This window comes from Amycolatopsis granulosa (genome assembly GCF_011758745.1).
GTDB lineage: Bacteria > Actinomycetota > Actinomycetes > Mycobacteriales > Pseudonocardiaceae > Amycolatopsis_E > Amycolatopsis_E granulosa.
Genome location: NZ_JAANOV010000001.1, coordinates 1,888,146 through 1,911,026, shown reverse-complemented (window position 1 = coordinate 1,911,026; position 22,881 = coordinate 1,888,146). Strand labels below are relative to the sequence as shown.

The 22,881-nt window shown below is 70.6% G+C and carries 25 protein-coding genes and 2 tRNA genes; 14 read left to right on the top strand and 13 right to left on the bottom strand.

Features of this window, described 5'->3' with window-relative positions; translation table 11 throughout:
- The first annotated feature begins 42 nt into the window (after nt 1-42).
- From gltX to FHX45_RS09165, 5 genes are all read left to right on the top strand, one after another.
- Entirely contained in the window at nt 43-1,524 is a 1,482-nt protein-coding gene (gltX, locus tag FHX45_RS09185) for a glutamate--tRNA ligase (protein ID WP_167098716.1), read from the top strand.
- 179 nt (nt 1,525-1,703) lie between these two features.
- Complete coding sequence (locus tag FHX45_RS09180) at nt 1,704-2,396, top strand: HAD-IA family hydrolase (RefSeq protein WP_167108660.1); 693 nt, start codon at nt 1,704-1,706, stop codon at nt 2,394-2,396.
- 91 nt (nt 2,397-2,487) lie between these two features.
- Nucleotides 2,488-2,559: transfer RNA gene (locus tag FHX45_RS09175), tRNA-Gln, on the top strand.
- A 56-nt stretch (nt 2,560-2,615) separates the two neighbouring features.
- Nucleotides 2,616-2,688: transfer RNA gene (locus tag FHX45_RS09170), tRNA-Glu, on the top strand.
- A gap of 124 nt (nt 2,689-2,812) precedes the next feature.
- Complete coding sequence (locus FHX45_RS09165) at nt 2,813-3,346, top strand: GNAT family N-acetyltransferase (protein WP_167098714.1); 534 nt, start codon at nt 2,813-2,815, stop codon at nt 3,344-3,346.
- Nucleotides 3,347-3,382: 36 nt separating this feature from the next.
- Here FHX45_RS09165 and FHX45_RS09160 read toward each other — a convergent pair whose 3' ends face one another.
- Nucleotides 3,383-3,982 (bottom strand): class F sortase, encoded by a 600-nt coding sequence (locus FHX45_RS09160; protein ID WP_167098711.1) that lies wholly within the window; start codon nt 3,980-3,982, stop codon nt 3,383-3,385.
- A 4-nt stretch (nt 3,983-3,986) separates the two neighbouring features.
- Complete coding sequence (locus FHX45_RS09155; RefSeq protein WP_167098708.1) at nt 3,987-4,691, bottom strand: hypothetical protein; 705 nt, start codon at nt 4,689-4,691, stop codon at nt 3,987-3,989.
- A 518-nt stretch (nt 4,692-5,209) separates the two neighbouring features.
- Here FHX45_RS09155 and FHX45_RS09150 point away from each other — a divergent pair.
- Complete coding sequence (locus tag FHX45_RS09150; RefSeq protein WP_167098705.1) at nt 5,210-5,803, top strand: Rv1733c family protein; 594 nt, start codon at nt 5,210-5,212, stop codon at nt 5,801-5,803.
- 164 nt (nt 5,804-5,967) lie between these two features.
- Here the strand turns inward: FHX45_RS09150 and FHX45_RS09145 are convergent, their stop codons facing one another.
- Nucleotides 5,968-6,594, bottom strand: coding sequence for an alpha-ketoglutarate-dependent dioxygenase AlkB (locus FHX45_RS09145; RefSeq protein ID WP_167098702.1), 627 nt, complete (start codon nt 6,592-6,594; stop codon nt 5,968-5,970).
- Nucleotides 6,595-6,640: 46 nt separating this feature from the next.
- Complete coding sequence (locus FHX45_RS09140) at nt 6,641-7,360, bottom strand: IclR family transcriptional regulator domain-containing protein (RefSeq protein WP_167098699.1); 720 nt, start codon at nt 7,358-7,360, stop codon at nt 6,641-6,643.
- 130 nt (nt 7,361-7,490) lie between these two features.
- Between FHX45_RS09140 and leuC the strand changes: the two genes are divergently transcribed.
- The 3 genes from leuC to FHX45_RS09125 all read left to right on the top strand — a co-directional run bounded on the left by leuC (nt 7,491) and on the right by FHX45_RS09125 (nt 10,389).
- The gene (gene leuC / locus FHX45_RS09135) at nt 7,491-8,906 is read left to right on the top strand and encodes a 3-isopropylmalate dehydratase large subunit (protein WP_167098696.1); all 1,416 of its coding nucleotides are present in this window, start codon (nt 7,491-7,493) and stop codon (nt 8,904-8,906) included.
- A 14-nt stretch (nt 8,907-8,920) separates the two neighbouring features.
- Nucleotides 8,921-9,523, top strand: coding sequence for a 3-isopropylmalate dehydratase small subunit (leuD, locus tag FHX45_RS09130; protein WP_167098693.1), 603 nt, complete (start codon nt 8,921-8,923; stop codon nt 9,521-9,523).
- Nucleotides 9,524-9,750: 227 nt separating this feature from the next.
- A complete protein-coding gene (locus tag FHX45_RS09125; protein ID WP_167098690.1) occupies nt 9,751-10,389 on the top strand; it encodes an HU family DNA-binding protein in 639 nt (212 codons plus the stop codon).
- 267 nt (nt 10,390-10,656) lie between these two features.
- Here FHX45_RS09125 and FHX45_RS09120 read toward each other — a convergent pair whose 3' ends face one another.
- The 3 genes from FHX45_RS09120 to cofC form a co-directional block, all read right to left on the bottom strand.
- The gene (locus FHX45_RS09120; protein ID WP_341771407.1) at nt 10,657-11,595 is read right to left on the bottom strand and encodes an NUDIX hydrolase; all 939 of its coding nucleotides are present in this window, start codon (nt 11,593-11,595) and stop codon (nt 10,657-10,659) included.
- The gene (locus FHX45_RS09115) at nt 11,592-13,778 is read right to left on the bottom strand and encodes an RNA degradosome polyphosphate kinase (protein WP_167098684.1); all 2,187 of its coding nucleotides are present in this window, start codon (nt 13,776-13,778) and stop codon (nt 11,592-11,594) included. Before FHX45_RS09115 ends, FHX45_RS09120 begins: the two co-directional genes overlap by 4 nt.
- A gap of 116 nt (nt 13,779-13,894) precedes the next feature.
- Nucleotides 13,895-14,533, bottom strand: a complete 639-nt coding sequence (gene cofC / locus FHX45_RS09110; protein WP_341771406.1) for a 2-phospho-L-lactate guanylyltransferase — start codon at nt 14,531-14,533, stop codon at nt 13,895-13,897.
- 69 nt (nt 14,534-14,602) lie between these two features.
- On the opposite strand from cofC, the gene FHX45_RS09105 reads away from it, so the two are divergent.
- The 3 genes from FHX45_RS09105 (at nt 14,603) to FHX45_RS09095 (ending at nt 16,956) form a co-directional block, all read left to right on the top strand.
- Nucleotides 14,603-15,304 (top strand): lysophospholipid acyltransferase family protein, encoded by a 702-nt coding sequence (locus tag FHX45_RS09105; protein WP_167098682.1) that lies wholly within the window; start codon nt 14,603-14,605, stop codon nt 15,302-15,304.
- Between the two features lie 2 nt (nt 15,305-15,306).
- Nucleotides 15,307-16,314 (top strand): NAD(P)H-dependent glycerol-3-phosphate dehydrogenase, encoded by a 1,008-nt coding sequence (locus FHX45_RS09100; protein ID WP_167098679.1) that lies wholly within the window; start codon nt 15,307-15,309, stop codon nt 16,312-16,314.
- Between the two features lie 177 nt (nt 16,315-16,491).
- On the top strand, nt 16,492-16,956 hold the full coding sequence (locus FHX45_RS09095) for a cysteine dioxygenase (RefSeq protein WP_167098675.1): 465 nt from the start codon (nt 16,492-16,494) through the stop codon (nt 16,954-16,956).
- A 36-nt stretch (nt 16,957-16,992) separates the two neighbouring features.
- Here the strand turns inward: FHX45_RS09095 and FHX45_RS09090 are convergent, their stop codons facing one another.
- Nucleotides 16,993-17,643, bottom strand: a complete 651-nt coding sequence (locus FHX45_RS09090) for a pyridoxamine 5'-phosphate oxidase family protein (RefSeq protein ID WP_167098672.1) — start codon at nt 17,641-17,643, stop codon at nt 16,993-16,995.
- Nucleotides 17,644-17,717: 74 nt separating this feature from the next.
- On the opposite strand from FHX45_RS09090, the gene pdxR reads away from it, so the two are divergent.
- Entirely contained in the window at nt 17,718-19,109 is a 1,392-nt protein-coding gene (pdxR, locus tag FHX45_RS09085) for a MocR-like pyridoxine biosynthesis transcription factor PdxR (protein WP_167098669.1), read from the top strand.
- Nucleotides 19,110-19,120: 11 nt separating this feature from the next.
- Nucleotides 19,121-20,206, top strand: coding sequence for a D-alanine--D-alanine ligase family protein (locus FHX45_RS09080; RefSeq protein WP_167098666.1), 1,086 nt, complete (start codon nt 19,121-19,123; stop codon nt 20,204-20,206).
- On the opposite strand, the gene FHX45_RS09075 is transcribed toward FHX45_RS09080, so the two are convergent.
- The 5 genes from FHX45_RS09075 to FHX45_RS09055 all read right to left on the bottom strand — a co-directional run bounded on the left by FHX45_RS09075 (nt 20,203) and on the right by FHX45_RS09055 (nt 22,794).
- The gene (locus FHX45_RS09075) at nt 20,203-20,736 is read right to left on the bottom strand and encodes a DUF3515 domain-containing protein (protein ID WP_167098663.1); all 534 of its coding nucleotides are present in this window, start codon (nt 20,734-20,736) and stop codon (nt 20,203-20,205) included. The genes FHX45_RS09080 and FHX45_RS09075 overlap by 4 nt on opposite strands.
- A gap of 3 nt (nt 20,737-20,739) precedes the next feature.
- Nucleotides 20,740-20,973: an Lrp/AsnC ligand binding domain-containing protein gene (locus tag FHX45_RS09070; RefSeq protein WP_167108656.1), complete on the bottom strand. Its 234-nt coding sequence runs from the start codon at nt 20,971-20,973 to the stop codon at nt 20,740-20,742.
- Nucleotides 20,974-21,198: 225 nt separating this feature from the next.
- The gene (locus FHX45_RS27995) at nt 21,199-21,708 is read right to left on the bottom strand and encodes a DUF3558 domain-containing protein (RefSeq protein WP_243868967.1); all 510 of its coding nucleotides are present in this window, start codon (nt 21,706-21,708) and stop codon (nt 21,199-21,201) included.
- 100 nt (nt 21,709-21,808) lie between these two features.
- Complete coding sequence (locus tag FHX45_RS09060; protein WP_341771405.1) at nt 21,809-22,321, bottom strand: DUF3558 domain-containing protein; 513 nt, start codon at nt 22,319-22,321, stop codon at nt 21,809-21,811.
- A complete protein-coding gene (locus FHX45_RS09055; protein ID WP_341771404.1) occupies nt 22,318-22,794 on the bottom strand; it encodes a hypothetical protein in 477 nt (158 codons plus the stop codon). Before FHX45_RS09055 ends, FHX45_RS09060 begins: the two co-directional genes overlap by 4 nt.
- Nucleotides 22,795-22,881: the final 87 nt, after the last annotated feature.

Genomic DNA, 22,881 nt, shown 5'->3' with positions numbered 1-22,881 from the left:
GCTCTCCGGGTGGCTGGTCAAGCGGGATAGGCTGAACGGGTTATGACTGAGACAGTCCGCGCCCGCTTCTGCCCGTCGCCCACCGGAACCCCGCACGTGGGGCTCATCCGCACGGCGCTGTTCAACTGGGCCTTCGCCCGGCACCACGGTGGCAGCCTGGTGTTCCGCATCGAGGACACCGACGCCGCCCGGGACAGCGAGGAGTCGTACCAGCAGCTGCTCGAGGCGCTGCGCTGGCTCGGTCTGGACTGGGACGAGGGCCCCGACGCCGGCGGCGAGTACGGGCCGTACCGGCAGAGCGAGCGCCGTGACATCTACGCCGACGTCGCGCGCCGGCTGCTCGAGGCCGGTGAGCTGTACGAGGCGTTCTCGACCAACGAGGAGGTCGAGGAGCGCCGCAAGGCCGCGGGTCAGGACCCGAAACTGGGCTACGACAACTTCGACCGCGACCTCACCGGCGAGCAGCGCGCGGCGTACCGCGCCGAGGGTCGCGCGCCGGTACTGCGCCTGCGCATGCCGGAGGAGGACCTGGGCTGGCACGACCTGGTGCGCGGGGACATCAGCTTCCCGGCCGGATCGATTCCGGACCCGGTCCTGGTGCGTGCGAACGGTGATCCGCTGTACACGCTGACCAACCCGGTCGACGACGCCCTGATGCGCATCACGCACGTGCTGCGCGGGGAGGACCTGCTTCCGTCCACGCCCCGGCAGATCGCGTTGTACCGGGCGCTGGAGCGGATCGGCGTCGCCGAGTTCACCCCGCAGTTCGGTCACCTGCCGTACGTGATGGGCGAGGGCAACCGCAAACTGTCCAAACGGGACCCCCAGTCCAATCTGTTCAACTACCGCGACCGCGGCTTCATCCCTGAGGGTCTGCTGAACTACCTGGCGCTGCTCGGCTGGTCGATCGCCGACGACCGCGACACGTTCACCGTCGACGAGCTGGTGCAGGCGTTCGAGATCGCCAAGGTGAGCGCCAACCCGGCCCGGTTCGACGTGAAGAAGGCGGAGGCGATCAACGGCGTGCACGTCCGCGCGCTGGACGCCGAGGACTTCGTGCAGCGCGTGGTGCCCTACCTCCAGGCCGCCGGTGTGCTGCCCGCGCAGCCGTCCGCGGAGCAGATGACCACGTGGCGCACCATCGCGCCGCTGGTGCAGGAGCGGGTGACGGTGCTGGGCGACGCCGCGCCGCTGGTGCGGTTCCTGTTCGTGCCGGAGGAGGAGTTCGCGCCCGAGGAGGACGCGGCGGCCAAGAACCTCAAGCCGGACGCCGAGCCGGTGCTGCGCGCGTCGATCGCGGCGCTGGAGGCACTGCCGTCGTGGGAGACCGCGGCGATCGAGCAGGCGCTCAAGGACGCGCTGGTGGAGGGTCTCGGACTCAAGCCGCGCAAGGCTTTCGCCCCGGTTCGCGTCGCGATCACCGGTCGCACCGTGTCGCCGCCGCTGTATGAATCGATGGAGCTGCTCGGGCGGGAAGTTTCACTCGGACGACTGCGTAACGCTCTGCCCGTCAACGCAGAGTAGAAGCAGTGGCCGTGGAATCGACGTACTGAATCACCTTGTCGGCCGAACCGCTCAGCGTAGTTCTCGCCTAGCCTCGCTGGGTGGATTTCGCGCGTCCCGGCACACCTACCCGCGTCCGTGTCCCCGAGCCTGGTCTGGGGGATCCGGCGGATCCGTGGAGACCGTCCCGGCTGCGGCTGGTGTGCCTGGACATCGACGACACGCTGATCGATTTCACGTCCGCCGGCGCGCGGGCGCTGTCGTTGCTCCTCGGCCGCGACGACATGTGGCCGCTGTGGGAGCGCATCACCGACTGGCACGTCGCCCGGGTCGTCGCGGGTGAGATCGACTACGCCTCCATGCACCACCGGCGCACCCAGTACTTCCTCGCCGAGATCGGCATCGTGGTGGATCCGGAGGACGTGACCCGGTTCGAGTGCCGCCGCAAGGAGGTGCTGCGCCGGTCGTGGCGGCTGTTCGACGACGTCCTGCCGTGCCTGGAGTGGCTGCGCGCTGCGGACGTCCTCATCGCCGCGGTGACCAACGCCTCGGGCGCGCACCAGCGGGCGAAGCTGGCCGATCTCGGGCTGACCCGGTTCTTCGACCACGTGGCGATCGCGGGGGAGGTCGGCGCCGCCAAGCCGGATCCGGTGATGTTCCACTCGGTCTGCGCGGTGCTCGACTGCGACCCGAGTGAGGCCGCCCACGTCGGTGACAAGCTGCACACCGACGCCGTCGGTGCCCGTGACGCCGGGCTGGAGGGCATCTGGCTCGACCGCAGTGGCGGTGAGCCGGAGGCGCCGGACGGCGTGCACGTCATCGGCGGCCTCGACGAGCTCCCGCAGCTGCTGGTCAGCGAGTTCGCCATGATCGGGGTGCCCGCGCAGCGCTGAAGCCCACCCCCCGGTTACGCACCGCTGACGGCCTGGGCTATATTTCTTCCCAGCGGAGCTGCTCCGAGTCGCGAATCGGAGGGGCGATCGTTGGGGTATGGTGTAATTGGCAGCACGACAGATTCTGGCTCTGTTAGTCTAGGTTCGAGTCCTGGTACCCCAGCTGCAAGAGGGAAAAACCGCCCTGGTAAGATCCCTCTCGCAACACGGAAAGACCTAGCCCCCGTCGTCTAGCGGCCTAGGACGCCGGCCTCTCACGCCGGTAGCGTGGGTTCGAATCCCATCGGGGGTACATCGAGAAGGTCCGCCAGCCATCCGGCTGGCGGACCTTCTTCCGTTGTGCCGCAAGGAAGTTCGCTCGTCCACGATGGACGACCGGGGTGACGGACGGCACTGTCCGCATTAGTGTCGGGAAGATGTCCGGGCTCCTCCTCGCCCACACCGCCGATCTCGGCGCCGCGGTCCTCCGCCAGGTCCGGGCGCTGCTGTCCGATGTCTTCGAGGGCGAGCTGTCCGAGCACGACTGGGAGCACGCCCTGGGTGGTGTGCACGCGATGCGGTGGGAGGACGGTGAGCTGGTGGCCCACGCGTCCCTCGTGCAGCGCAGGCTGGTGCACCAGGGGCGCGCGTGGCGCGCCGGGTACGTGGAGGCGGTCGGTGTGCGGGCGGACCGCAGGCGGCGCGGTCACGGCGGTGCGGTGCTGGCGCCACTGGAGCGGGTGATCCGCGAGGCTTACGAGATGGGTGCGCTCAGTGCGGCGGACGAGGCGGTCCCGTTCTACCGCGGGCGCGGCTGGTCGTGCTGGCGCGGGCCGCTGTCCGCGCTCACGCCGTCCGGGATCACGCCGACACCCGGGGAGGCGGGCGGCGTTTTCGTGCTCCCGGTCTCCGCGCCGCTCGACCTCGACGGCGAGCTGACGTGCGACTGGCGCGACGGCGACGTCTGGTGAGCCGGTGGTGCCGCGCGGGCGGCGGCACCACCGGGGTCACGCCAGGTTCGCGTAGACGACGATGTTGTCGACGTAGCTGTGCTCGGCGTGGTCGAACACGCCGCCGCACGTGATGAGCCGCAGCTGCGCCTTGTCGGTGTTGCCGTAGACCGCGTCCTGCGGGAACCGGTCCTTGGGCACCTGCGTGGTGTGGTCGACCACGAACTTCAGCTGCCGTCCGTCGCTGCGGTCGACGAAGATCTCGTCGCCCGGCCGGACGTCCTTGAGCTTGGCGAAGACACCGGGCTGGTGGTTGCCGTCGACGTGGCCGAGGATGATCGCCGGGCCGACGTCCCCGGGCACGGGGGAGAGGCGGTACCAGGCGGCCTGCATCGGCTTGTCCACCGAGGGCACCGCGATCTGGCCGTCCTTGTTGACCGCGACCGAGATGAGCGACGATCCGGCGCCGATCTTCGGGATCCGGACCTGGGTGGGCCGCAGCTTGTCGTAGGGCTTGGTCACCGGGACCGACGTCGCGGGCGGTGCCGCCTGCGGCGGTGCGGGATCGGAACCGCATCCGGTGAGGACGAGGGCGAGCAGGACCGCCGGGGCGGCCGCGAGAACGCGGCCGCCCCGGCCGGCGAACGGGTTGCGCATGGCGTCAGAACCGCGCCGTGCCGCCGAAGCCGGTCTCGACCCCGTCCTTGGGTGCGAACGAAACCTGCGCGTGGCCGCCGTTGCTCTGCTGCCAGTCGCCGGCGCCGCCGGAGCCCGGGACGGAGGCCACGCCGCCGCCCGAGGCGCCGCCGCCCTGCGGAGCGCCCGCGCACGTCCAGGCCGCATGGACGTCGCCGGCGGCGAAGGTCTTGCCCTCGTGCAGCCGGACCAGGTAGTCCCAGTACCGGCCGTCCTGCTCCTCCTGGTAGGGGCCGTCGACGACGTCGAAGTCCGGGGACCGCACGTCGCCCGGCTCGCCGGCGGTGCACGCGATGATCAGCACACCGGTGCCGTCGCCGAGGTCGATGCCGTAGGCGACGTCGTCGACGTAGGGCGGCTCCGCGGGCTTGCTGCCGGACGAGGTCGATCCGTGCGACTGCGTCGTGCCCGGGGTCGTCGAGCTCGACGAGGTGCCCGGGCTGCTGGTCCGCGTCGGCTGGGTCGTCGTCGTGGTGGTGGCCGACGACGTCGTGGTCGTGGCGGCGGAGCTGGTCGTCGTGGTGGTCTCCGGCACGGTGACCGTGGTCGTGGTGGTGGTGGTCGTCACCGGGGTCGTGCTCTCTTCGGCGAGCGCGGCCGGGGCCACGGTGAGGGTGATCAGCGCACCGCTGATCACGGCCGCCGCGAGGCGGCCCAAGGGCTGACGCAAAGTGACTCCAGTGTTGTTCTCGAGACGCGCGGTGACCCCGACTGCCCCCGGCACGCGCGTCATCACTCGTTCGGTGGAGGCTTACGCGTGATCCTGCCCGATTTCGATCACCCGGAGAAACGAAAAACATGTGACGAGAATTGTCGCGCAATTGTGTAACGCGGGCGCGCATTCTGCCGATCGTGAATCAGCGCATCACATCAACGGGACGATAACAGGAGCAGCGGCGGGGTGGCCAGGGGCCGCCGGTGCACAGGCTTCCGCTTGATCGCCGGAGGCGTCGATCGCCCGGCGGATGCGGTCACGCAGCGTGGCACCGGTGGTGGGTGGAAAGCACTTTCGGTCGATGCCGCGAACCGTTGTCCGGTGCCAGCATGGATACATCCCGATCTCGTCCCGCTGTGAGCGGCGACTCACAGCGGTCTTGGTCTCGTTTCAGTGCCAATTCGGGTACGGGCGCGGCACAGTGGGTATTGCGTTTTTGCTTGCCGAGGTAGCTGAGGAAGGGGGATCTGACCGTGACCGGACCACTCAGGCGTTTCTGGCGGCGCCTGCACATCGGTCGCAACCCGTTGGCCAGAACGTCCGACCGGGTCGAATCCGCGTTGCTGTTGGTCGTGGTGCTGGGGCTCCTGGTCGCGATTCCGCTGGCGGTGTTCACCGGTTCCCGGACGTACGGGGGCCAGCTGGCGGTGTCCGAGCAGCAGCACGCTTCCCGGCACCTGGTGACCGCGACGGTCGTCGAGGACGCGCCGGCGCCGGTGCCGGCCACCGAGGGCGCGTTTTCGACGAGCGGCTCGGCCGGGGTGCGCGCGGCGTGGACCTACAACGGCGGGGAGCCGAAGACGGGCATCGTGCCGGCCGACCCGGGCGCGACCGCGGGGACGCGGATCCCGGTGTGGATCAACGACGCCGGCAACCCGACGCCGGCGCCGATCACCGCGACGGACGCGACCACGACCGGTGTGCTGGCCGGACTGTTCGCCTGGCTCGTCGCCGCTCTCGCGCTGAGCGCCGCGTACTGGATCACGCGCCTGGTGCTGGACCGCCGTCGCGCCGCGCGGTGGGAAAACGAATGGGCCACGCTCGGCGACCGCTGGGCGCGGTACTGACCTAGCGGGATCCCGATACGTCGCTGAGGGCATCCGGCACCGGATGCCCCCGCCGGAGCACCGGTTCGCCACGCGCGGGCCGCACCGGGAGAGAAGCAACTGTCTTCCGGGGACCTGTTCCCGGTCGTCCTCCTCCTCGGCTGACCTCGCCGGCGCCCCGTCGGTCAGCGCACCCCACGGGGCCGGAACTGGATGCTGATCCGCGGGCCCACCGGTTTGCTGGTCTTCGGGATCGCGTGCTCCCACGTCCGCTGGCACGAGCCCCCCATCACGATCAGGTCGCCGGGGCCGAGCAGCTGCCGCACGGCCGGCCCGCCGCCGCGCGGGCGCAGCAGCATGCTCCGCGGCGCGCCCACCGACACGATGGCCACCATCGTGTCCTCCCGCGAACCGCGGCCGATCGTGTCGCCGTGCCAGGCCACGCTGTCCCGGCCGTCGCGGTAGAAGCACAGCCCGGCGGTGCGGAACGGCTCGCCGAGCTCCTCTGCGTAGTGCCGGCTCAGCGCCTCCCGTGCCGCGTCCAGCACCGGGTCCGGCAGCCGGTCCTCCTCGCCGTAGAAGCACAGCAGCCGGGGCACGTCGACCACCCGCTCGTACATCCGGCGCCGCTCCCCGTGCCAGGGCACCTCCGCCGCCAGGCGCTCGAACAAGACGTCCGCACCCGTCAGCCACCCCGGCCGCAGATCGATCCACGCGCCGTCGCCCAGTTCCGTGCGCCGCGTCGTGGTCAGGGACCCGAGCGAGCATTCCTCGGCCTGACCGAACAGCGACCCTTGCAGCCCTGCGGTCATACCAGGACGCTACACCGAATCGAACGGATGTGCGAACAGTTCGGCGCTACAGCCGCTCCTGCAACGCCTCCGCCGCCGCGAGCAGATCCGCGGCCCAGCGCGCCCCCGGCTTGCGCCCGATCCGTTCCACCGGACCGGAAACCGATACGGCCGCGATGACGTTGCCCGCGGAATCCCGTACCGGCGCGGAAACGCTCGCCACGCCCGGCTCGCGCTCGGCCACGCTCTGCGCCCAGCCGCGGCGCCGGACCTCCAGCAGGGTCCGTTCCCCGAACACCGCGTCCGCCAGGATCGTCCGTTGCGTGTGCGGATCCGACCACGCGGCGAGGACCTTCGCGCCGGAACCGGCCGTCATGGGCAGCCGCGTGCCGATGGGCACCGTGTCGCGCAGACCGCTCATCGGTTCCGCGCTCGCCACGCACACCCGCTGGACCCCGTCGCGCCGGTACAGCTGCACGCTCTCGCCGGTGAGGTCCCGCAACTTCGGCAGGACCGAGCTCGCCGCGTCCAGCAGTGGATCCGCCGTGCCGCCGGCCAGTTCGGCGAGCGCCGAGCCGGGGCGCCAGCGTCCGTCCGGGCCGCGGCGCAGCAGGCGGTGCACCTCCAGCCCGACGGCGAGCCGGTGCGCGGTCGCGCGCGGCAGGCCCGTCCGGCTGCACAGTTCCGCCAGCCCGCACGGATCTTCCGCGACGGCCTGGAGCACGGCGACGGCCTTGTCCAGCACACCGATACCGCTCTGCTGGTCAGTCGAGCTATGCTGTCCCACGACGCGATACTAGCTTCCCGGGATTTGGGAAGTCCAGAATCTGGGAAAATCGAACCGGAGACCCGGACGCCGCCCGGCGGCGCCGCTCAGGTTCCTTTGCTCCCAATCAACCTCGTGGGAGGAGCGACAGATGACCACCACGCGGCCGCGCACTCTGGCCGAGAAGGTGTGGGAGGCGCACACGGTGCGCCGCGGTGAAGGAGCGGAGCCCGACCTGCTCTACATCGACCTGCACCTCGTGCACGAAGTCACCAGCCCGCAGGCGTTCGACGGTCTCCGCATGGCCGGCCGCCAGGTCCGGCGTCCCGACCTGACCATCGCGACCGAGGACCACAACGTCCCGACCGTCGACATCGAACTCCCGATCGCCGACCCGGTGTCGCGCACCCAGGTCGAGACGCTTCGGAAGAACTGCAAGGAGTTCGGTGTCCGCCTGCACCCGATGGGCGACGCCGAGCAGGGCATCGTGCACGTCATCGGCCCGCAGCTGGGCCTGACCCAGCCGGGGATGACGGTCGTCTGCGGCGACAGCCACACCTCCACCCACGGCGCCTTCGGCGCGATGGCCTTCGGTATCGGCACCTCCGAGGTGGAGCACGTGCTGGCCACCCAGACCCTGCCGCTGAAGCCGTTCAAGACGATGGCGATCAACGTGACCGGCAAGCTCCGGCCCGGCGTCACGGCGAAGGACATCATCCTCGCCTTCATCGCCAAGATCGGCACCGGCGGCGGGCAGGGCTACGTCCTGGAGTACCGGGGCAGCGCCATCGAGGCGCTGTCCATGGAGGCCCGGATGACGATCTGCAACATGTCGATCGAGGCGGGCGCCCGTGCCGGCATGATCGCCCCGGACGAGACCACCTTCGCCTACCTGGAGGGCCGCCCGCACGCCCCGAAGGGCGCCGACTGGGACGCCGCGGTCGAGTACTGGAAGTCGCTGCGCACCGACGAGGGCGCGCGGTTCGACGCCGAGGTCGACCTCGACGCCGACACCCTGACCCCGTTCGTGACCTGGGGCACCAACCCCGGCCAGGGCCTGCCGCTGGCGGAGTCGGTGCCGGACCCGGCCGCGATCGCCGACGAGACGGCGCGCATCGCCGCCGAGAAGGCCCTGTCCTATATGGACCTCGAACCGGGCACCCCGCTGCGGGAGATCAAGGTCGACACCGTCTTCCTCGGCTCGTGCACCAACGGCCGGATCGAGGACCTGCGGGCCGCCGCGGAGGTGCTGCAGGGGCGCAGGGTGGCGCAGGGGGTGCGGATGCTCGTGGTGCCCGGCTCGATGCGGGTGCGCCAGGCCGCCGAGGCCGAGGGACTGGACAAGGTCTTCCTCGACGCCGGTGCCGAGTGGCGCCAGGCCGGCTGCTCGATGTGCCTGGGGATGAACCCGGACCAGCTCGCCCCCGGTGAGCGCAGCGCCTCCACCTCCAACCGCAACTTCGAGGGCCGGCAGGGCAAGGGGGGCCGCACCCACCTCGTCTCGCCGCTCGTCGCGGCCGCCACTGCCGTCCGCGGCACGCTGTCCTCGCCCGAAGACCTGAACTGAAGGAGCCAGCCACCATGGAGCCGTTCAAGACGCACACCGGTATCGGAGTGCCCCTGCGCAGGTCCAACGTGGACACTGACCAGATCATCCCGGCCGTCTACCTCAAGCGGGTCAGCCGCACCGGTTTCGAGGACGGCCTGTTCGCCGCCTGGCGGGCCGACGAGAACTTCATCCTTAACCAGGAGCCGTTCTCCTCGGGAAGCGTCCTGGTCGCCGGGCCCGACTTCGGTACCGGGTCCTCGCGCGAACACGCTGTCTGGGCATTGATGAACTACGGCTTCCGGGTCGTCATCTCCTCCCGCTTCGCCGACATCTTCCGCGGCAACTCCGGCAAGCAGGGGCTCGTGGCGGCCGAGTGCGCGCAGTCGGACGTCGAGCAGCTGTGGAAGATCCTGGAGAACGACCCCGGCGCGGAGGTCACGGTCGACCTCGAGTCGAAGACCGTGCGGGCCAAGGACTTCCAGACGACCTTCTCGATCGACGACTACACCCGCTGGCGGCTGCTGGAGGGGCTCGACGACATCGCCCTCACCCTGCGACACGCCGAGGACATCGACCGGTTCGAGGAGCAGCGTCCCAGCTGGAAGCCGGTGACCACCCCGGCGGCCGCCGGATAACACGAATTCCCTGATCAGCAAGGGATTCGCACCCGGCCATCGGCCGGGCACACCACGCCGAACGGCGCGCGGAAGGCCCGTACCGGGTCGCTCAGGAGGCGGAAACCACGCCCCGCCTGCAGAAAAATTCCGCGCGCCGTTTGGAATTTTGGGCGAGTTGGTAATACCGTGTGCGTGAAGTCGGCCGATGTGGCCGTGTGACACGTAGTTCTTCATGGAGGACTGGAATGGCCAACAAGGCCCAGCTGATCGAGGCGCTCTCCGAGCGTCTGGGCGACAAGAAGGTTGCTTCCCAGGCAGTCGACAACCTGGTGGACATCATCATTCGCACCGTGCAGAAGGGCGAGAAGGTCAACATCACCGGTTTCGGGGTGTTCGAGAAGCGCGCCCGCGCGGCCCGCACCGCCCGCAACCCGCGTACCGGTGAGACGGTCAAGGTGAAGAAGACCAACGTTCCGGCCTTCCGCGCCGGCACGACCTTCAAGGACGTCATCAGCGGTGCCAAGAAGCTGCCGAAGGCCACGGCGGCGAAGCGCACGACGACTTCGACGCGTAGCTCCGCGGCTTCGACCCGCAGCACCGGTACCACCGCCTCGCGCGCCACCTCCTCGCGGTCCACCACCGCGAAGGCGACGGCGACCCGTCCCACCGCGACCCGCAGCACCAGCACGCGCACCCGTGCCGCGGCCGCCACCAAGTCGGCTGCCGCCACCAAGACGGCTGCCCCGAAGGCGACGGCCGCGAAGAGCACCGCGTCGAAGTCGGCCGCGGCGAAGAAGACCACGGCTACGAAGGCCGCCCCGAAGGCGACGGCGTCGAAGACCACGGCGGCGAAGAAGACCACCACGACCCGGAAGAAGAAGTAGGCCGTCAGCGCATTGCTTCTCGGCAGGGCCCCCGCGATCCGTCTCGCGGGGGCCCTGCCGCGTTCCGGGCGGACCCGGCTACATCCGGAAAAGCCGGCGCGACGGCACAAGCCCGTTCCCGCTCGTCAGGCCCGCGGTATCGGCCCGGAGACAGCGATGCCGTCAGCGGCGCGAAGCGTCCGCCGCCGAACCACGTGAGCCGATCCGAGGGGGTGCCGGCCGGGGGAACGGAACCCTCGTGCCGATCGGGCACCGTCGCGGACGGACTCAGGCGTGGCTCGTCACGGGCACCGGGAGTGCCGTGGGCAGGTAGTCGGCCGCGACGAGTTGCGGGCCGCCGTTGCCGGGAGCGGCACGGAAGGACAGGACCCACACCGAGCCCTTCTTGCTCGGCACCTTCTCCCCGTCCTCGACGGGCAAGCGGACGCCACCGCGCTCGGCGAGGTGTGCCACCAGGTCCGGGATGACCCCGCCCTGACTGCACAAGACCGGTGTGCCGCCCGCCGACACGATCGCCAGCAGCCGGGCCAGCCCCGCCTGCCGGTCCTCCCAATATCGCTCCTCGGTCATCAGGTCCTCGTGCTCCACGGGCAGCCCGAGGTCGTCCGCCAGGCCACGCACGGTCTGCTCGCAGCGCAACCGCGGCGCCGCCAGCACCCGGTCCGGACCGAACAGCGGCAGCAGCCCCCGCAGTGCCCCCGCCTGCCGGACTCCGCTCGGCGACAACGGCCGCAGGTCGTCGTCGCCGCTCCAGTCGTCCCGCTTGCCCGCTTTGGCGTGCCGCACGAGCAACAACGTCGTCAGACCGGCGGGCAGCGCCGTGAACTCCGCCAGCACCGACCGGTCGCTGTCGTACGACAGCAGCGCGGCGGCGTCGGCCGGTGCCAGCCAGCGCAGCTCGTCGACCTCCTCGTTGGGCTCGAACACCCCCGAGACGACCGCCGCGCTGAAGTAGTCGACGCTCTTCGGCCCCGATTCCACGGAGTACCGCACCGTCATCAGGTGCCGCCCCAGCTTCGCGCGGAACCCGGTCTCCTCCGCGATCTCCCGCACCGCCGCGGCGGGCACGGTCTCGCCCTCGTCGAGCTTCCCCTTCGGCAGCGACCAGTCGTCGTAGCGCGGCCGGTGCGCCACCGCCACCTCGGCGCCGTGCGGACCCCTCCGCCACAGCACCGCACCCGCGGCGCGGACACGAACAGAACTCACCCGTTGGCCCCGTGCTTCCTCAACAACTCGGTCTGGTGGTCGCGGACCTGCGAGGTGTCCGCGGGCGAGGGATCCCATTCGCCGTTCCCGGTCAGCACCCAGCAGCGGGTGACCGGGTCCAGCGCGGAGTCCATGATGTCGTCCAATTGCCTGGTCAGCCGCACGTCCTTGACCTGGACCATGGCCTCGATCCGGCGGTCGAGGTTGCGGTGCATCATGTCGGCGCTGCCGATCCAGTAGGTGCCGCCGCCGAGGAAGTGGAAGATGCGGGAATGCTCCAGGAACCGGCCGAGAATGGACCGGACGGAAATGTTTTCGGACAGTCCCGGCACGCCGGGTTTCAGGGCGCAGATGCCCCGCACGACGATTTCCACCGGAACACCTTCCCGGGACGCCCGGTACAGCGCGTCGATGATCTGCTCGTCGACGAGCGAGTTGCACTTGATCCGGATACCGGTCTCCGCACCGGCGTGCTTGTGCTCGATCTCCTCGTCGATGAGCCGCAGGATGCCCCGCCGGATCCCGGCCGGGGAGGTGAGGATGTTGCGGTAGGTGTCCTGCCGCGAGTACCCGGTCAGCACGTTGAACAGGTCGGTGATGTCCGCACCGATGTCCGGGTCGGCGGTCAGCAGGCCGACGTCCTCGTAGAGCCGGGCCGTCTTCGGGTTGTAGTTGCCGGTGCCGAGGTGGCAGTAGCGCCGGATCGTGGATCCCTCCTGGCGCACCACCATCGCGACCTTGCAGTGGGTCTTCAGCCCGACCAGCCCGTAGACCACGTGCACCCCGGCCCGCTCCAGCGTGCGGGCCCAGGTGATGTTGGCCTCCTCGTCGAACCGGGCCTTGATCTCCACCAGCGCCACCACCTGCTTGCCGGCCTCGGCGGCGTCGATGAGCGCGTTCACGATGGGGGAGTCACCGGAGGTGCGGTACAGGGTCTGCTTGATGGCCAGCACCTTGCTGTCCCCGGCGGCCTGCTCGATGAACCGCTGCACGCTCGTGGAGAACGAGTCGTAGGGGTGGTGCACCAGCACGTCGCCCTCGCGCAGGGTGGCGAAGACGCTCTTCGGCGTCTCGTGCTCACCGAACGCCGGGTGCGTGGCCGGGACGAAAGGGCGGTCCTTCAGTTCCTTGCGGTCCAAACTGGAGAGCTGCTGCAGGCAGGTCAGGTCCAGCAGACCGGGCACCTCGACCACGTCGTGCGGGTCCACCTCCAGCTCGCGCAGCAGCAGGTCGAGCACGTGCTCGCTCATGTCGCTGGCGACCTCGAGCCGCACCGGCGGGCCGAACCGGCGCTGTGCCAGCTCCCGCTCCAGGGCCTGCAGCAGGTCCTCGTCGCGGTCCTCGTCGACGTCCACGTCGGCGTTGCGGGTCACCCGGAACACGTGGTGCTCGGTCACCTCCATGCCGGTGAACAGCTCGCCGAGGTGGGCGGCGATCAGTTCCTCCAGCGGCAGGAAGGTCGCCAGCCGACTCTCCCGGTGCTGCTCGACGCGGATCAGGCGCGGCACGTTGTTGGGCACCTTCACGCGGGCGAACCGTTCGGTGCCCAGCTCCGGGTCGCGCACCGTGACCGCCAGGTTCAGCGACAGGCCCGAGATGTAGGGGAAGGGGTGCGCCGGGTCGACCGCCAGCGGGGTGAGCACCGGGAAGATCTGCTCGGTGAAGTAGTCCGACAACCGTGCCTGGTCCGATGGCTCGAGGTCGGCCCAGGACACGATCTGGATGTCGTGCTTGGCCAGTTCCGGGCGCACGTGCTCCTCGAACGCGGCCGTGTGCCGCTCGACCAGGTCCTGGTTGCGCTTGGCGATGTAGGCCAGCTGCTCGCGCGGGGTCAGCCCGTCGGCGCTGCGCACCGGCAGGCCCGTCTCGTCGCGGCGCTTGAGGCCCGCCACCCGGACCATGTAGAACTCGTCCAAATTGGACGCGAAGATGGCGAGGAACTTGGCCCGCTCCAGCAGCGGCTGGGAGGCGTCCTCGGCCAGGGCGAGCACCCGGGCGTTGAAGTCCTGCCACGACAGCTCCCGGTTGAAGTACCGGTCGTCGGGCAGGGAGGCGGGCGGGACGTCGGCGGAGGGGGTCACCGCAGGCGGTGCGGAGGGGATCGCGCGGAACCTCGTGGGCGCGGCGGTCTCGCCGGACGCCGGTGGGGTCGTTGGCGGGGTGGTGTTCTCGTCGCTGCTCACTCTGGCATTGTTCCTCACTTCGGGCCTGCCCGCCGACACACCGAGTGAGAGATCAAGCAGTTCACCCGTGCTCCGCAGCACCACCCGGAGCAGTTCGCCCAGCGGCCGGGTGATGTTCACGCCACCTCCCGGGCACGCAGCACCGCCCGGGTGCGCTCGCCCACACCGAGCTCACCCGCCCGCGCCAGGTCGGCCGGGGTGTCCACGTCGCGGCGCAGGCTCGGCGCCGCCAGCCCCAGCGCCACCGCACCGGACGCCGCGTGCGCCGCGGCCGAGCCGGGACCGAAGCGCGGATCCAGCGGACCGCCGGCGGCGGAGAGCAACAGGGTCGTGCCGGTGCCCTCGGCGTCCGCGGTGAACGCGCGGCGCCCGGCCGCTTCGGCGAACGCGGCGGCCAGCTCCGCGGGGCGAAGTGCGGGCAGATCGGCCTGCACCGCCCCGACGACGGCTGCCGGGTCCCGCTCGCGCAGCAGCGCCTCGCCCTGCCGCAGTGCCGAGTTCAGATCGCCGGGTCCGTCCTCGCCGACGATCTCCACGCCGGGACGGCGCAGCCCGGCCACCGCGGCCGGGTCGGCGGCCACCACGAGCACCCGCCGCACTCCCGCCGCCGTCGCCGCGGCCAGGGTGTCCCAGGCCAGGGCCAGCACCAGCGCCGCGTGGTCGCGCTCGTCGACGGCGCCGCGCAGGCGGGACTTGCCCACGGTGGGCTGCTTCATGGGCACGATCAGGCCGGAGATTTCGACGGGTTCGGGCACACCCCCATCTTTCCGCAATCATGCACCTAGGATCAGCTCGCAGCTGCACACACCACAGCAGGAGGAGTTTTGGCCGGTCGCGAGAAGGGCGGGTTCTGGGTCGGAGCCGCCGCCGTGCTGTTCTACCCGGTGAGCTGGATCGGCAGGCGCGTCTACCTCGGCGCCGAACGGATCCCGCGGGAGGGGCCCGCGCTGGTGGTGATGAACCACGTCTCGCACATGGACCCCGCCGTCGACGCCGTGTTCATCCACCGCCAGAAGCGCGTGCCGCGGTTCCTGGCCAAGGACAGCCTCGCCCGCGCCCCGATCTTCGGCAAGATCCTGGTCGGGGCCGGCAGCATCCCCGTCTACCGCGGTTCCGCCCAGGCGGGCGACAGCCTCCGCGCCGCGCACCAGGCCCTGTCCGAGGGCAAGCTCGTCGTCATCTACCCCGAGGGCACCATCACCAAGGACCCGGCGGGCTGGCCGAAGCGGTCGCACACCGGGGTGGCGCGGCTGGCGCTGGACAACGACGTGCCGGTGATCCCGGTGGCGCGCTGGGGCACCCAGCAGATCCTGGACTTCTACCACAAGAAGGTGCGGTTGCTGCCGCGCACGACCGTGACCCACAAGGTCGGCGAGCCGGTCGAGCTGTCCGCCTACCGCGGCAAGCCGCAGACCGGACCGCTGCTGCGGGAGGTGACGGAACTGCTCATGGAACGGGTCACCGGGCTGCTGACCGACATCCGGGGCGAACAGCCCCCGGCGCGCAAGCCCGAGGTGGCGGACTGACGATGGTGCAGCGCATCACCGTGCTCGGTGCGGGGTCCTGGGGCACCGCGTTCGCGAAGGTGCTCGCCGACGCCGGCCGGGACGTGACCATGTGGGCCCGGCGCGCAGAGGTCGCCGGGGAGATCCGCGACAAGCACACCAACAGCGGCTACCTGCCGGACATCACGCTGCCCGGCAGTCTCACCGCGACACCCGATCCGGCGGAGGCGCTGGCCGGCGCGGAGGCGGTCGTGCTGGCCGTGCCGAGCCAGAGCCTGCGCGGGAACCTGTCGGGCTGGCGGGAGCTGTTGCCGCGCGGCGCGATCCTGGTCAGCCTCGCCAAGGGCGTCGAACTCGGCACGCTGAAGCGGATGAGCGAGGTGATCGCCGAGATCACCGCGGTGTCCGGGGACGAGATCGTCGTGGTGTCCGGGCCGAACCTGGCGCGCGAGATCGCGCAGGGGCAGCCCGCTGCGGCGGTGCTCGCGTGCAGTGACCACGACCGCGCGGTGGCGATCCAGCAGGCGAGCTTCAACTCCTACTTCCGGCCCTACACCAACACCGACGTCGTGGGCTGCGAGGTCGGCGGCGCCGCCAAGAACGTCATCGCGCTGAGCTGTGGCATGGCTGTCGGCATGGGGCTGGGCGCCAACACGACGGCCACCCTCATCACGCGCGGGCTGGCGGAGATGGCGCGGCTGGGCACGAAGCTGGGTGCCGATCCGCTCACGTTCGCCGGGCTCGCCGGTGTCGGCGATCTGGTGGCGACCTGTTCGTCGCCGTTGTCGCGCAACCGCACCTTCGGCGAACGGCTCGGCCGGGGCGAGACGCTGGAACAGGCGCAGCGGGCCACCGGCGGTCAGGTCGCCGAGGGCGTGATGTCGTGCACCTCGATCCGGGAACTGGCCCGCAAGCACGGTGTCGACATGCCGATCACGGATGCGATGCACCGCGTGTGCCACGAGGGCGCGGACCCGCGCCGGGTCGGCGCCGAGCTGCTCGGCCGCCGTCAGAAACACGAGTGGTCCTAGCAGGTGGAACGAGGTTGACGCCCACCCGGCCCGCTGGTTGGGTGGGCGCCATGACGACGCGTGGCCCGATGACCCGGCGGGAACTCCGCCGTGGCGCCGCGCTGTGTCCTTGTTGTTGTCGCTGACCCAGCCCAGCCAGTCCGACAACCACCTTTTCCCTCAGAGGACACCTTTTTCATGTTCGCCGTTCCGGACAACACCGTTGCCCTGGCCGAGAAGCCCGTCCTGCGCCACCCGGTGCGCGTCGCGCTCGAATTCGCCGCCGACCGCGACCGCTGGCGCCGGCTGCTGCGCTACGACCCGGACAAGCGGTTCTCCGCGCTCGTCGAGGCGCGTGACGATGACGAGATCTGGCTGCTGGGCTGGCTACCCGGCCAGCAGACCGACCTGCACGACCACGGCGTATCGACGGGCGCGTTCACCGTCGTCACCGGCCGGTTGTCCGAGACCGTCGCACGGCGCGGGGTCACCGAGGTGCACCGGTTGTCGGCCGGGCAGTCCCGCGTGTTCGGGCCCGGCTACGTGCACCAGGTGCGCAACGACGGCCCGGACCCGGCGATCAGCGTGCACGTCTACCGCACCGGCGGGCGGGTCATGCGGCCCTACCACCTGGACCCGATCAGCGGCCCGGTCCTCGACTGACTTCCGTGCGCGCCCGCCGGTGGCGCCGGTGCACAGCTACCGGTGGCGTGACCGCACGTGCGGCGGCACCGGCGCCCCGGCGGGCAGGTAGTCCGCCGGGATCGGCTCGCCGAAGGTGGTCCGGACCGGAACCACGCCGGCCCAGATGTGGTGGCTGTCCATGTCTTCCGGGTCGTCGACCGGCTCGCCCGCGCGGATCTTCACCGACGCTTCCTCCAGATCCAGCGCCAGCACGGCCACCGACGCGAGTTCCTTCGCGTTGACCGCGCGCGCGTGGTCCCACGAACCCGGGGTCAGGTGTTCGGTCAGCGCCCGCAACCCGTGCACCTTCTCCTCGCCGGTCACCGGGCGCGCCCTGCCGTGCACCACCGCGCTGCGGTAGTTCATCGAGTGGTTGTTGAGCGAGCGCGCGTAGACGAGACCGTCGAGGAGCGTGACCGTGACGCACACGTCGATGCCGGTCGCCGCGGCGCGGACGTTCCCGGAGCCGGTCGAACCGTGGAAGTACAGCGTGTCGCCGTCGCGGCCGTACCCGGTCGGCAGCACGACGGGGGAGCCGTCGAGCACGAGCCCGAGGTGGCAGATCAGTCCCTCGTCGAGCACCTCGTACAGGCGCTCGCGATCGGTGGCTGCCCGGTCCTTCTTCCGGGTCAGGGTGCTGCGCGGGGTCGGCGAGAGAAGGGTCATGCCGGTCAGCCTGACGCGTATAGTGGACTTTCAAAAGATCCACCAGGAAAGCAAACCGAAAGGCCACTTCTGCTGTGTCCCAGCCCGCGGCACTGCCCGTCACCCTTGACCGCGAGGCCACGACCCCGCTGGCCGTGCAGCTCGCGGACGCCCTGCGCGACGCCGCTGCGGCCGGTCACCTGCGCGGCGGCGACCGGCTGCCGTCCACCCGGGCGCTGGCCGCGCGGCTGGGCGTCAGCCGCACGGTGACCTCGGCGGCGTACGAGCAGCTGCACGCCGAAGGCTGGATCACCGGCCGGCACGGATCCGGCACCTACGTCACCACCTCACCACCCGGCGACCGCCCCGTCCACCCGGTGGTGCCGGGTGAGGCCGCGGAGCCGGACGAGCTGCTCGACCTCACCCCGGGCACGCCGTGGGCGGCGGGCATCGACCGCGCCGCCTGGCGCCGCGCGTGGCGGGCGGCCGCGGACAGTCCGCCGCTGATCCGCGCGCACCGCGCCGGTCTGCCGGAGTACCGGGCGGCGATCGCCGAGCACCTGCTGCGGCACCGCGGGCTGGCCGTCGGCACCGACTCGGTGCTGGCCACCGGCGGCACCACGGCGGCGGTGTTCGAGCTGGCCGGGGCGGTGTTCCGGGCGGGCGACACGGTCGCGGTCGAGGAACCGGGCTACCAGCGCGCGGTGGAGGCGTTCCTGAGCGCGGGACTGAAGGTCGTCGGCGTCCCGGTCGACGGCGAGGGCCTGCGCACCGACGCGATCCCGGCCGGCGTGCGCGGGGTCTACTGCTCGCCCGCGCACCAGTACCCGATGGGCTCGCGGCTCAACGCGGCCCGCCGGGTCGAGCTCGTCGAGCGCGCCCGGGCCGAGAACATGCTCATCATCGAGGACGATTACGACGGCGAGCTGCGCTTCGACGTCGCCCCGCTGCCGCTGCTCGCCGCCCTCGCCCCGGACGTCGTGGTGCACCTGGGCACCACGAGCAAGATCCTCACCCCCACCCTCGGCGCGGGCTGGATGGTTGCGCCCGGAGCCGTTGCCTCGTCGGTGCTGGGACACCGCGACCGCACCGGGACGCGGCCCTCCCCGGCCGGTCAGCGGGTGCTGGTCGAGCTGGCGCGCCACGGCGATCTGGGGCGCCACCTGCGGAAACTGCGGCGCGAGCTGTCCGAGCGGCGGGTGATGCTGGTCTCGGCGCTGCGACAGGGCGGCGTCCCGGTGCTGGGAGACGACGCGGGCGCGCACCTGGTTGTGCCGTTCGCCTCGGCCCGGCTGGAGCGGGAGTGCCTGGCGGCCGGGCGGGCGCGGGGGATCCGCCTGGACGGGCTGGCCCGGCACTTCGCGGGCCCGCCCACGGCCTTCGGGCTGGCGATCGGGTACGCCGGGTGTTCCCGCGCCGCGCTCGGCGGTGCGCTGGACACGCTCATGGGTTTACTGCGGCGATCGGACGGGGCAAGAGCCCGGTAGGGTGACCGGCCATGAGGAAGACGCGGGTGGCCGTGGTGTTCGGCGGCCGGAGCACCGAGCACACGATCTCGTGCCTGTCGGCCGGCAGCGTGCTGGCGCACCTGGACCGCGACCGGTTCGAGGCCGTGCCCATCGGCATCACCCGCGAGGGCCGCTGGGTGCTGGGCACCACCGACCCGGAGACCCTGACCATCCAGGACCGCCGGCTGCCCTCGGTGGACGGCGGCCGGTCGCTCGTCCTGGCGGGGGACCCGACGCTGCACGAGCTGGTCGTGACCGAGCCGGGAGCCGACGCGCTCGGCGGGGTCGACGTCGTGTTCCCCGTGCTGCACGGCGCGTTCGGCGAGGACGGCACGCTGCAGGGCCTGCTGGAGCTGGCCGGGATCCCGTACGTGGGGCCGGGCGTGCTGGCCAGCGCGGTGGCGATGGACAAGGGCTACGCGAAGAAGCTGCTCGCCGCCGAAGGGCTGCCGGTCGGCCGGTACGTCGAGCTGCGCCGCGACCAGTCCACTCTGGACGACGCGGACCGGGAACGGCTGGGCCTGCCGGTGTTCGTCAAGCCGTCGCGGGCCGGGTCCTCGATCGGTATCAGCAAGGTGACCGACTGGGCCGGCCTGGACGCCGCGATCGCGCTGGCGCGGGAAACCGACCCGAAGGTGCTGATCGAGGCAGCGGTGCCGGGGCGCGAGGTCGAGTGCGGCGTGCTGGAGTTCCCGGACGGCCGGGTCGAGGCGTCACTGCCGGCCGAGGTGCGTGTGCTCTCCGACGACGAGTCCGCCTGGTACGACTTCGAGACGAAGTACCTCGGCGAGGACGCCGAGCTGGACATCCCCGCCAAGCTGGACGACTCGGTCACCGAAAGGCTGCGCGCGCAGGCGGTGAAGGCGTTCCAGGCGCTGGACTGCCAGGGTCTGGCCCGGGTGGACTTCTTCGTGGGCGCGGGCGGTGAACTGACGGTCAACGAGGTCAACACGATGCCCGGTTTCACCGCGACCTCGGCCTACCCGAAGATGTGGCAGGTCACCGGTGTGGACTACCGCACGCTGCTGACCACCCTGATCGACACGGCGCTGGCGCGCGGCACCGGGCTGCGCTAGAACCGCAGCGGCACCGGCGGCAGCGTCGCCGCGATGGTGTCGGAGATTTCTTGCAGCGGTCCGGTGCCCGCGGAGTCCGGCACGGTCAGCGCGATGTACACCGCGCGGTCGACCACGTACCAGGTCGACGACCCGGGGCCCTCGACCGGCAGCCACTGCACGCCGCTGACCAGTCGCAACTGGCTAGTCTGGGTCAGCTCCGGCGGTTTGCCCAGACCGCAGCGCAGGACGATCGCATCCGGTGCACCCCACGCCACCGTGGCCGGCGGGGCCGGTTCCGCGATGGTCCGGCGGGTCAGCGCGGTGCCCTTCGAGTCCAGCTGGGCGGGCAGCGCCGGGATCAGCTGTGCGCACTCGGGCGCTCCCGCCTGCGGCGCGTCCACCGGCACGAGCGCCAGGGGACCGTTCTCGTCGCGGCCGGAGCGCATCACCAGCCCGGCGACCGCGACTCCGGCCGCGAGGACGATGACCAGCACGGCCGCGAGCACGAGCAGGATCCGCGGCGGTGCCCCGGTCTCGGTTTCCGGCATCGCTTACAGATGCACCACGGGACAGGTCAGCGTGCGGGTGATGCCCTCGACGCCCTGCACCTTCGCGACGACCAGCTGCCCGAGCTGGTCGACGTTGTCGGCCTCGGCGCGCACGACGACGTCGTAGGGGCCGGTCACATCCTCGGAGCTGGTGACACCGGGGATGCCGGCGATCTCCGCCGCGACCGCGGCCGCCTTGCCGACTTCGGTCTGGATGAGGATGTATGCGTGGACCACGGCGCGCCCCTTCGTCTCCGGCGTTGAACTCAAGGTAGGAACGTGGTCAGAACCTACCGCACCGAGCACGAATCTAGGTCATCCGACTATCGAGGGACCGACGTGATGCAGGTCAACCAACCGGAGACCCCGGCGGTAACCCCTCTGGAGCAGCGGACAGGATAGGCCGGCACGGCGGTCACGCGCCCGGCCCGGTCGAACCCGCTGATGTTGTCCCGGGCGCCCTCAGCGCTTGGGCAGCAGCGCCTCGACACGCACGGCCAGGTCGTGCGCCAGCGGGCACGCCTCCGCGTTGCGTTCCGGCATCGACATGGCCATCTGGGCGAGAACACGGGCGTGCTCGCTCACCTCGAACGCGATGGTGCATCCGAGAGGGCTCTGTTCCTGCAGCGCCTTCCGGCCGCTCACGTCGGTGCCGACGGAATCCGGGTTGACCCTCTTGAAGGCCGCCAATCCCTGGACTGGATCAAGTGCGAGGCCATTACTGCCAAGGCCGGGTTTCGTGGCGGTGCACTCGTTGCGATGGCTGATGTTGTCGCCGGGCCCGAAGCCCTGACTGGCATTGAGCTGGTCCAATACCTGACAGGCGACCATTCCGGCGAACGGATCGCCTGGGTCCCCCGGTGTAGGAACTCCGGTGGTGGCCCGGAACGGAGTGCCAGACACGGTGGAAGTACACGCGGCCGTGGTAATCGCCGCGCAGACAAGAACGACTGCCGCTAGCTTCTTGGTCACTACTCCGCATCCTTGAATCTGCCGAGATACTGCATGGCCGCCTCGTTCCGCGTTTCGTACGGTTCCTCGAAGCACGGCCGTTGACCTATGGCAGGCGCTCTCAGCGCTTCGGTAGTAGCGGCTCTGCCCGCGAGGCCAAGTCGTGTGCCAGCGGGCACGCCTCCGCATTGCGCTCGGGCATGGCCATCGCGACGTTGATCAGCACTCGCGCGTGTTCGCCAACCTCGAACGCAATCGCGCACCCGCCGACCTTGTGGAAAACCTCCAACGCTCGTCGGCTGTTGACCGTGGTGGCGGTGGCCTCGGGATTCACCTCTTTGAATTCGGCCAGACCTTGGAGGGGATCAAGAGCGATACCGTTGCTGCCGAGGCCGGGTTTTGTCGCGGTGCACTCGTTGCGATGGCTGATGTTGTCGCCGGGGTTGTAGCCTTGACCGGCATTGAGTTGATCCAGTACCTGGCAGGCGACCATGCCGGAAAACGGATCGCCGTTGTTCGCTGAAGCGGGTGTGCTGCTCGCCGCCGGGGAGGCGGTGCCAGGCACCGTGGCGGTGCACCCGGCCATGATGGCCGCCACGCAGGTGACAGCGACTGTGGCCAGCTTACCGGTCACTGTTCCGCACCCTTGAGTTTTCCGAGGTACTGCGTGGCCGCCTCATTCGAGGCGTCGTATTTGCTGATCGCAATATCCAGTGCTTCGCGGATCGTTCTCAGATTGTCCAGCACGGCTTCGTACACCGGAATGAGTGACCGCTGGTCAGAGTCCATAGCGGCTTGGAAATGCGCCGCTGCCCGTTGCGCGTACTCGTCGTCACCAAACTTCGGCTTGTTGCGCAACCTGTCGATGTTGATGGCGATCCGCGAGAACCGGTCCTCGGCTCGCGCGATCGCGTTGCGGAGATGGGTGCCGGTTTCTTCGTCCACGGCCCAGCCGCCGGACTTGGCTTCGGCCAGCAAGTGCCGCGCTTGGTCGCCCATTTCCCTGAGCTGTTCCCGGTCGCCGAATGCCTCCGTCAAGCCCATGTCCGTCCATTCGGCCATGCCGTGGCGCTCCCTCCCCATGGCGCTCAGCTGCGCGCTCGACACCTTAGCAGGCAGTAGATGTGGCCCGTATCACCATTCGCGGGTGCCTCTTGCGCCCAGCGCAACGTCGAAAGGCGCAGTATCCCGTTT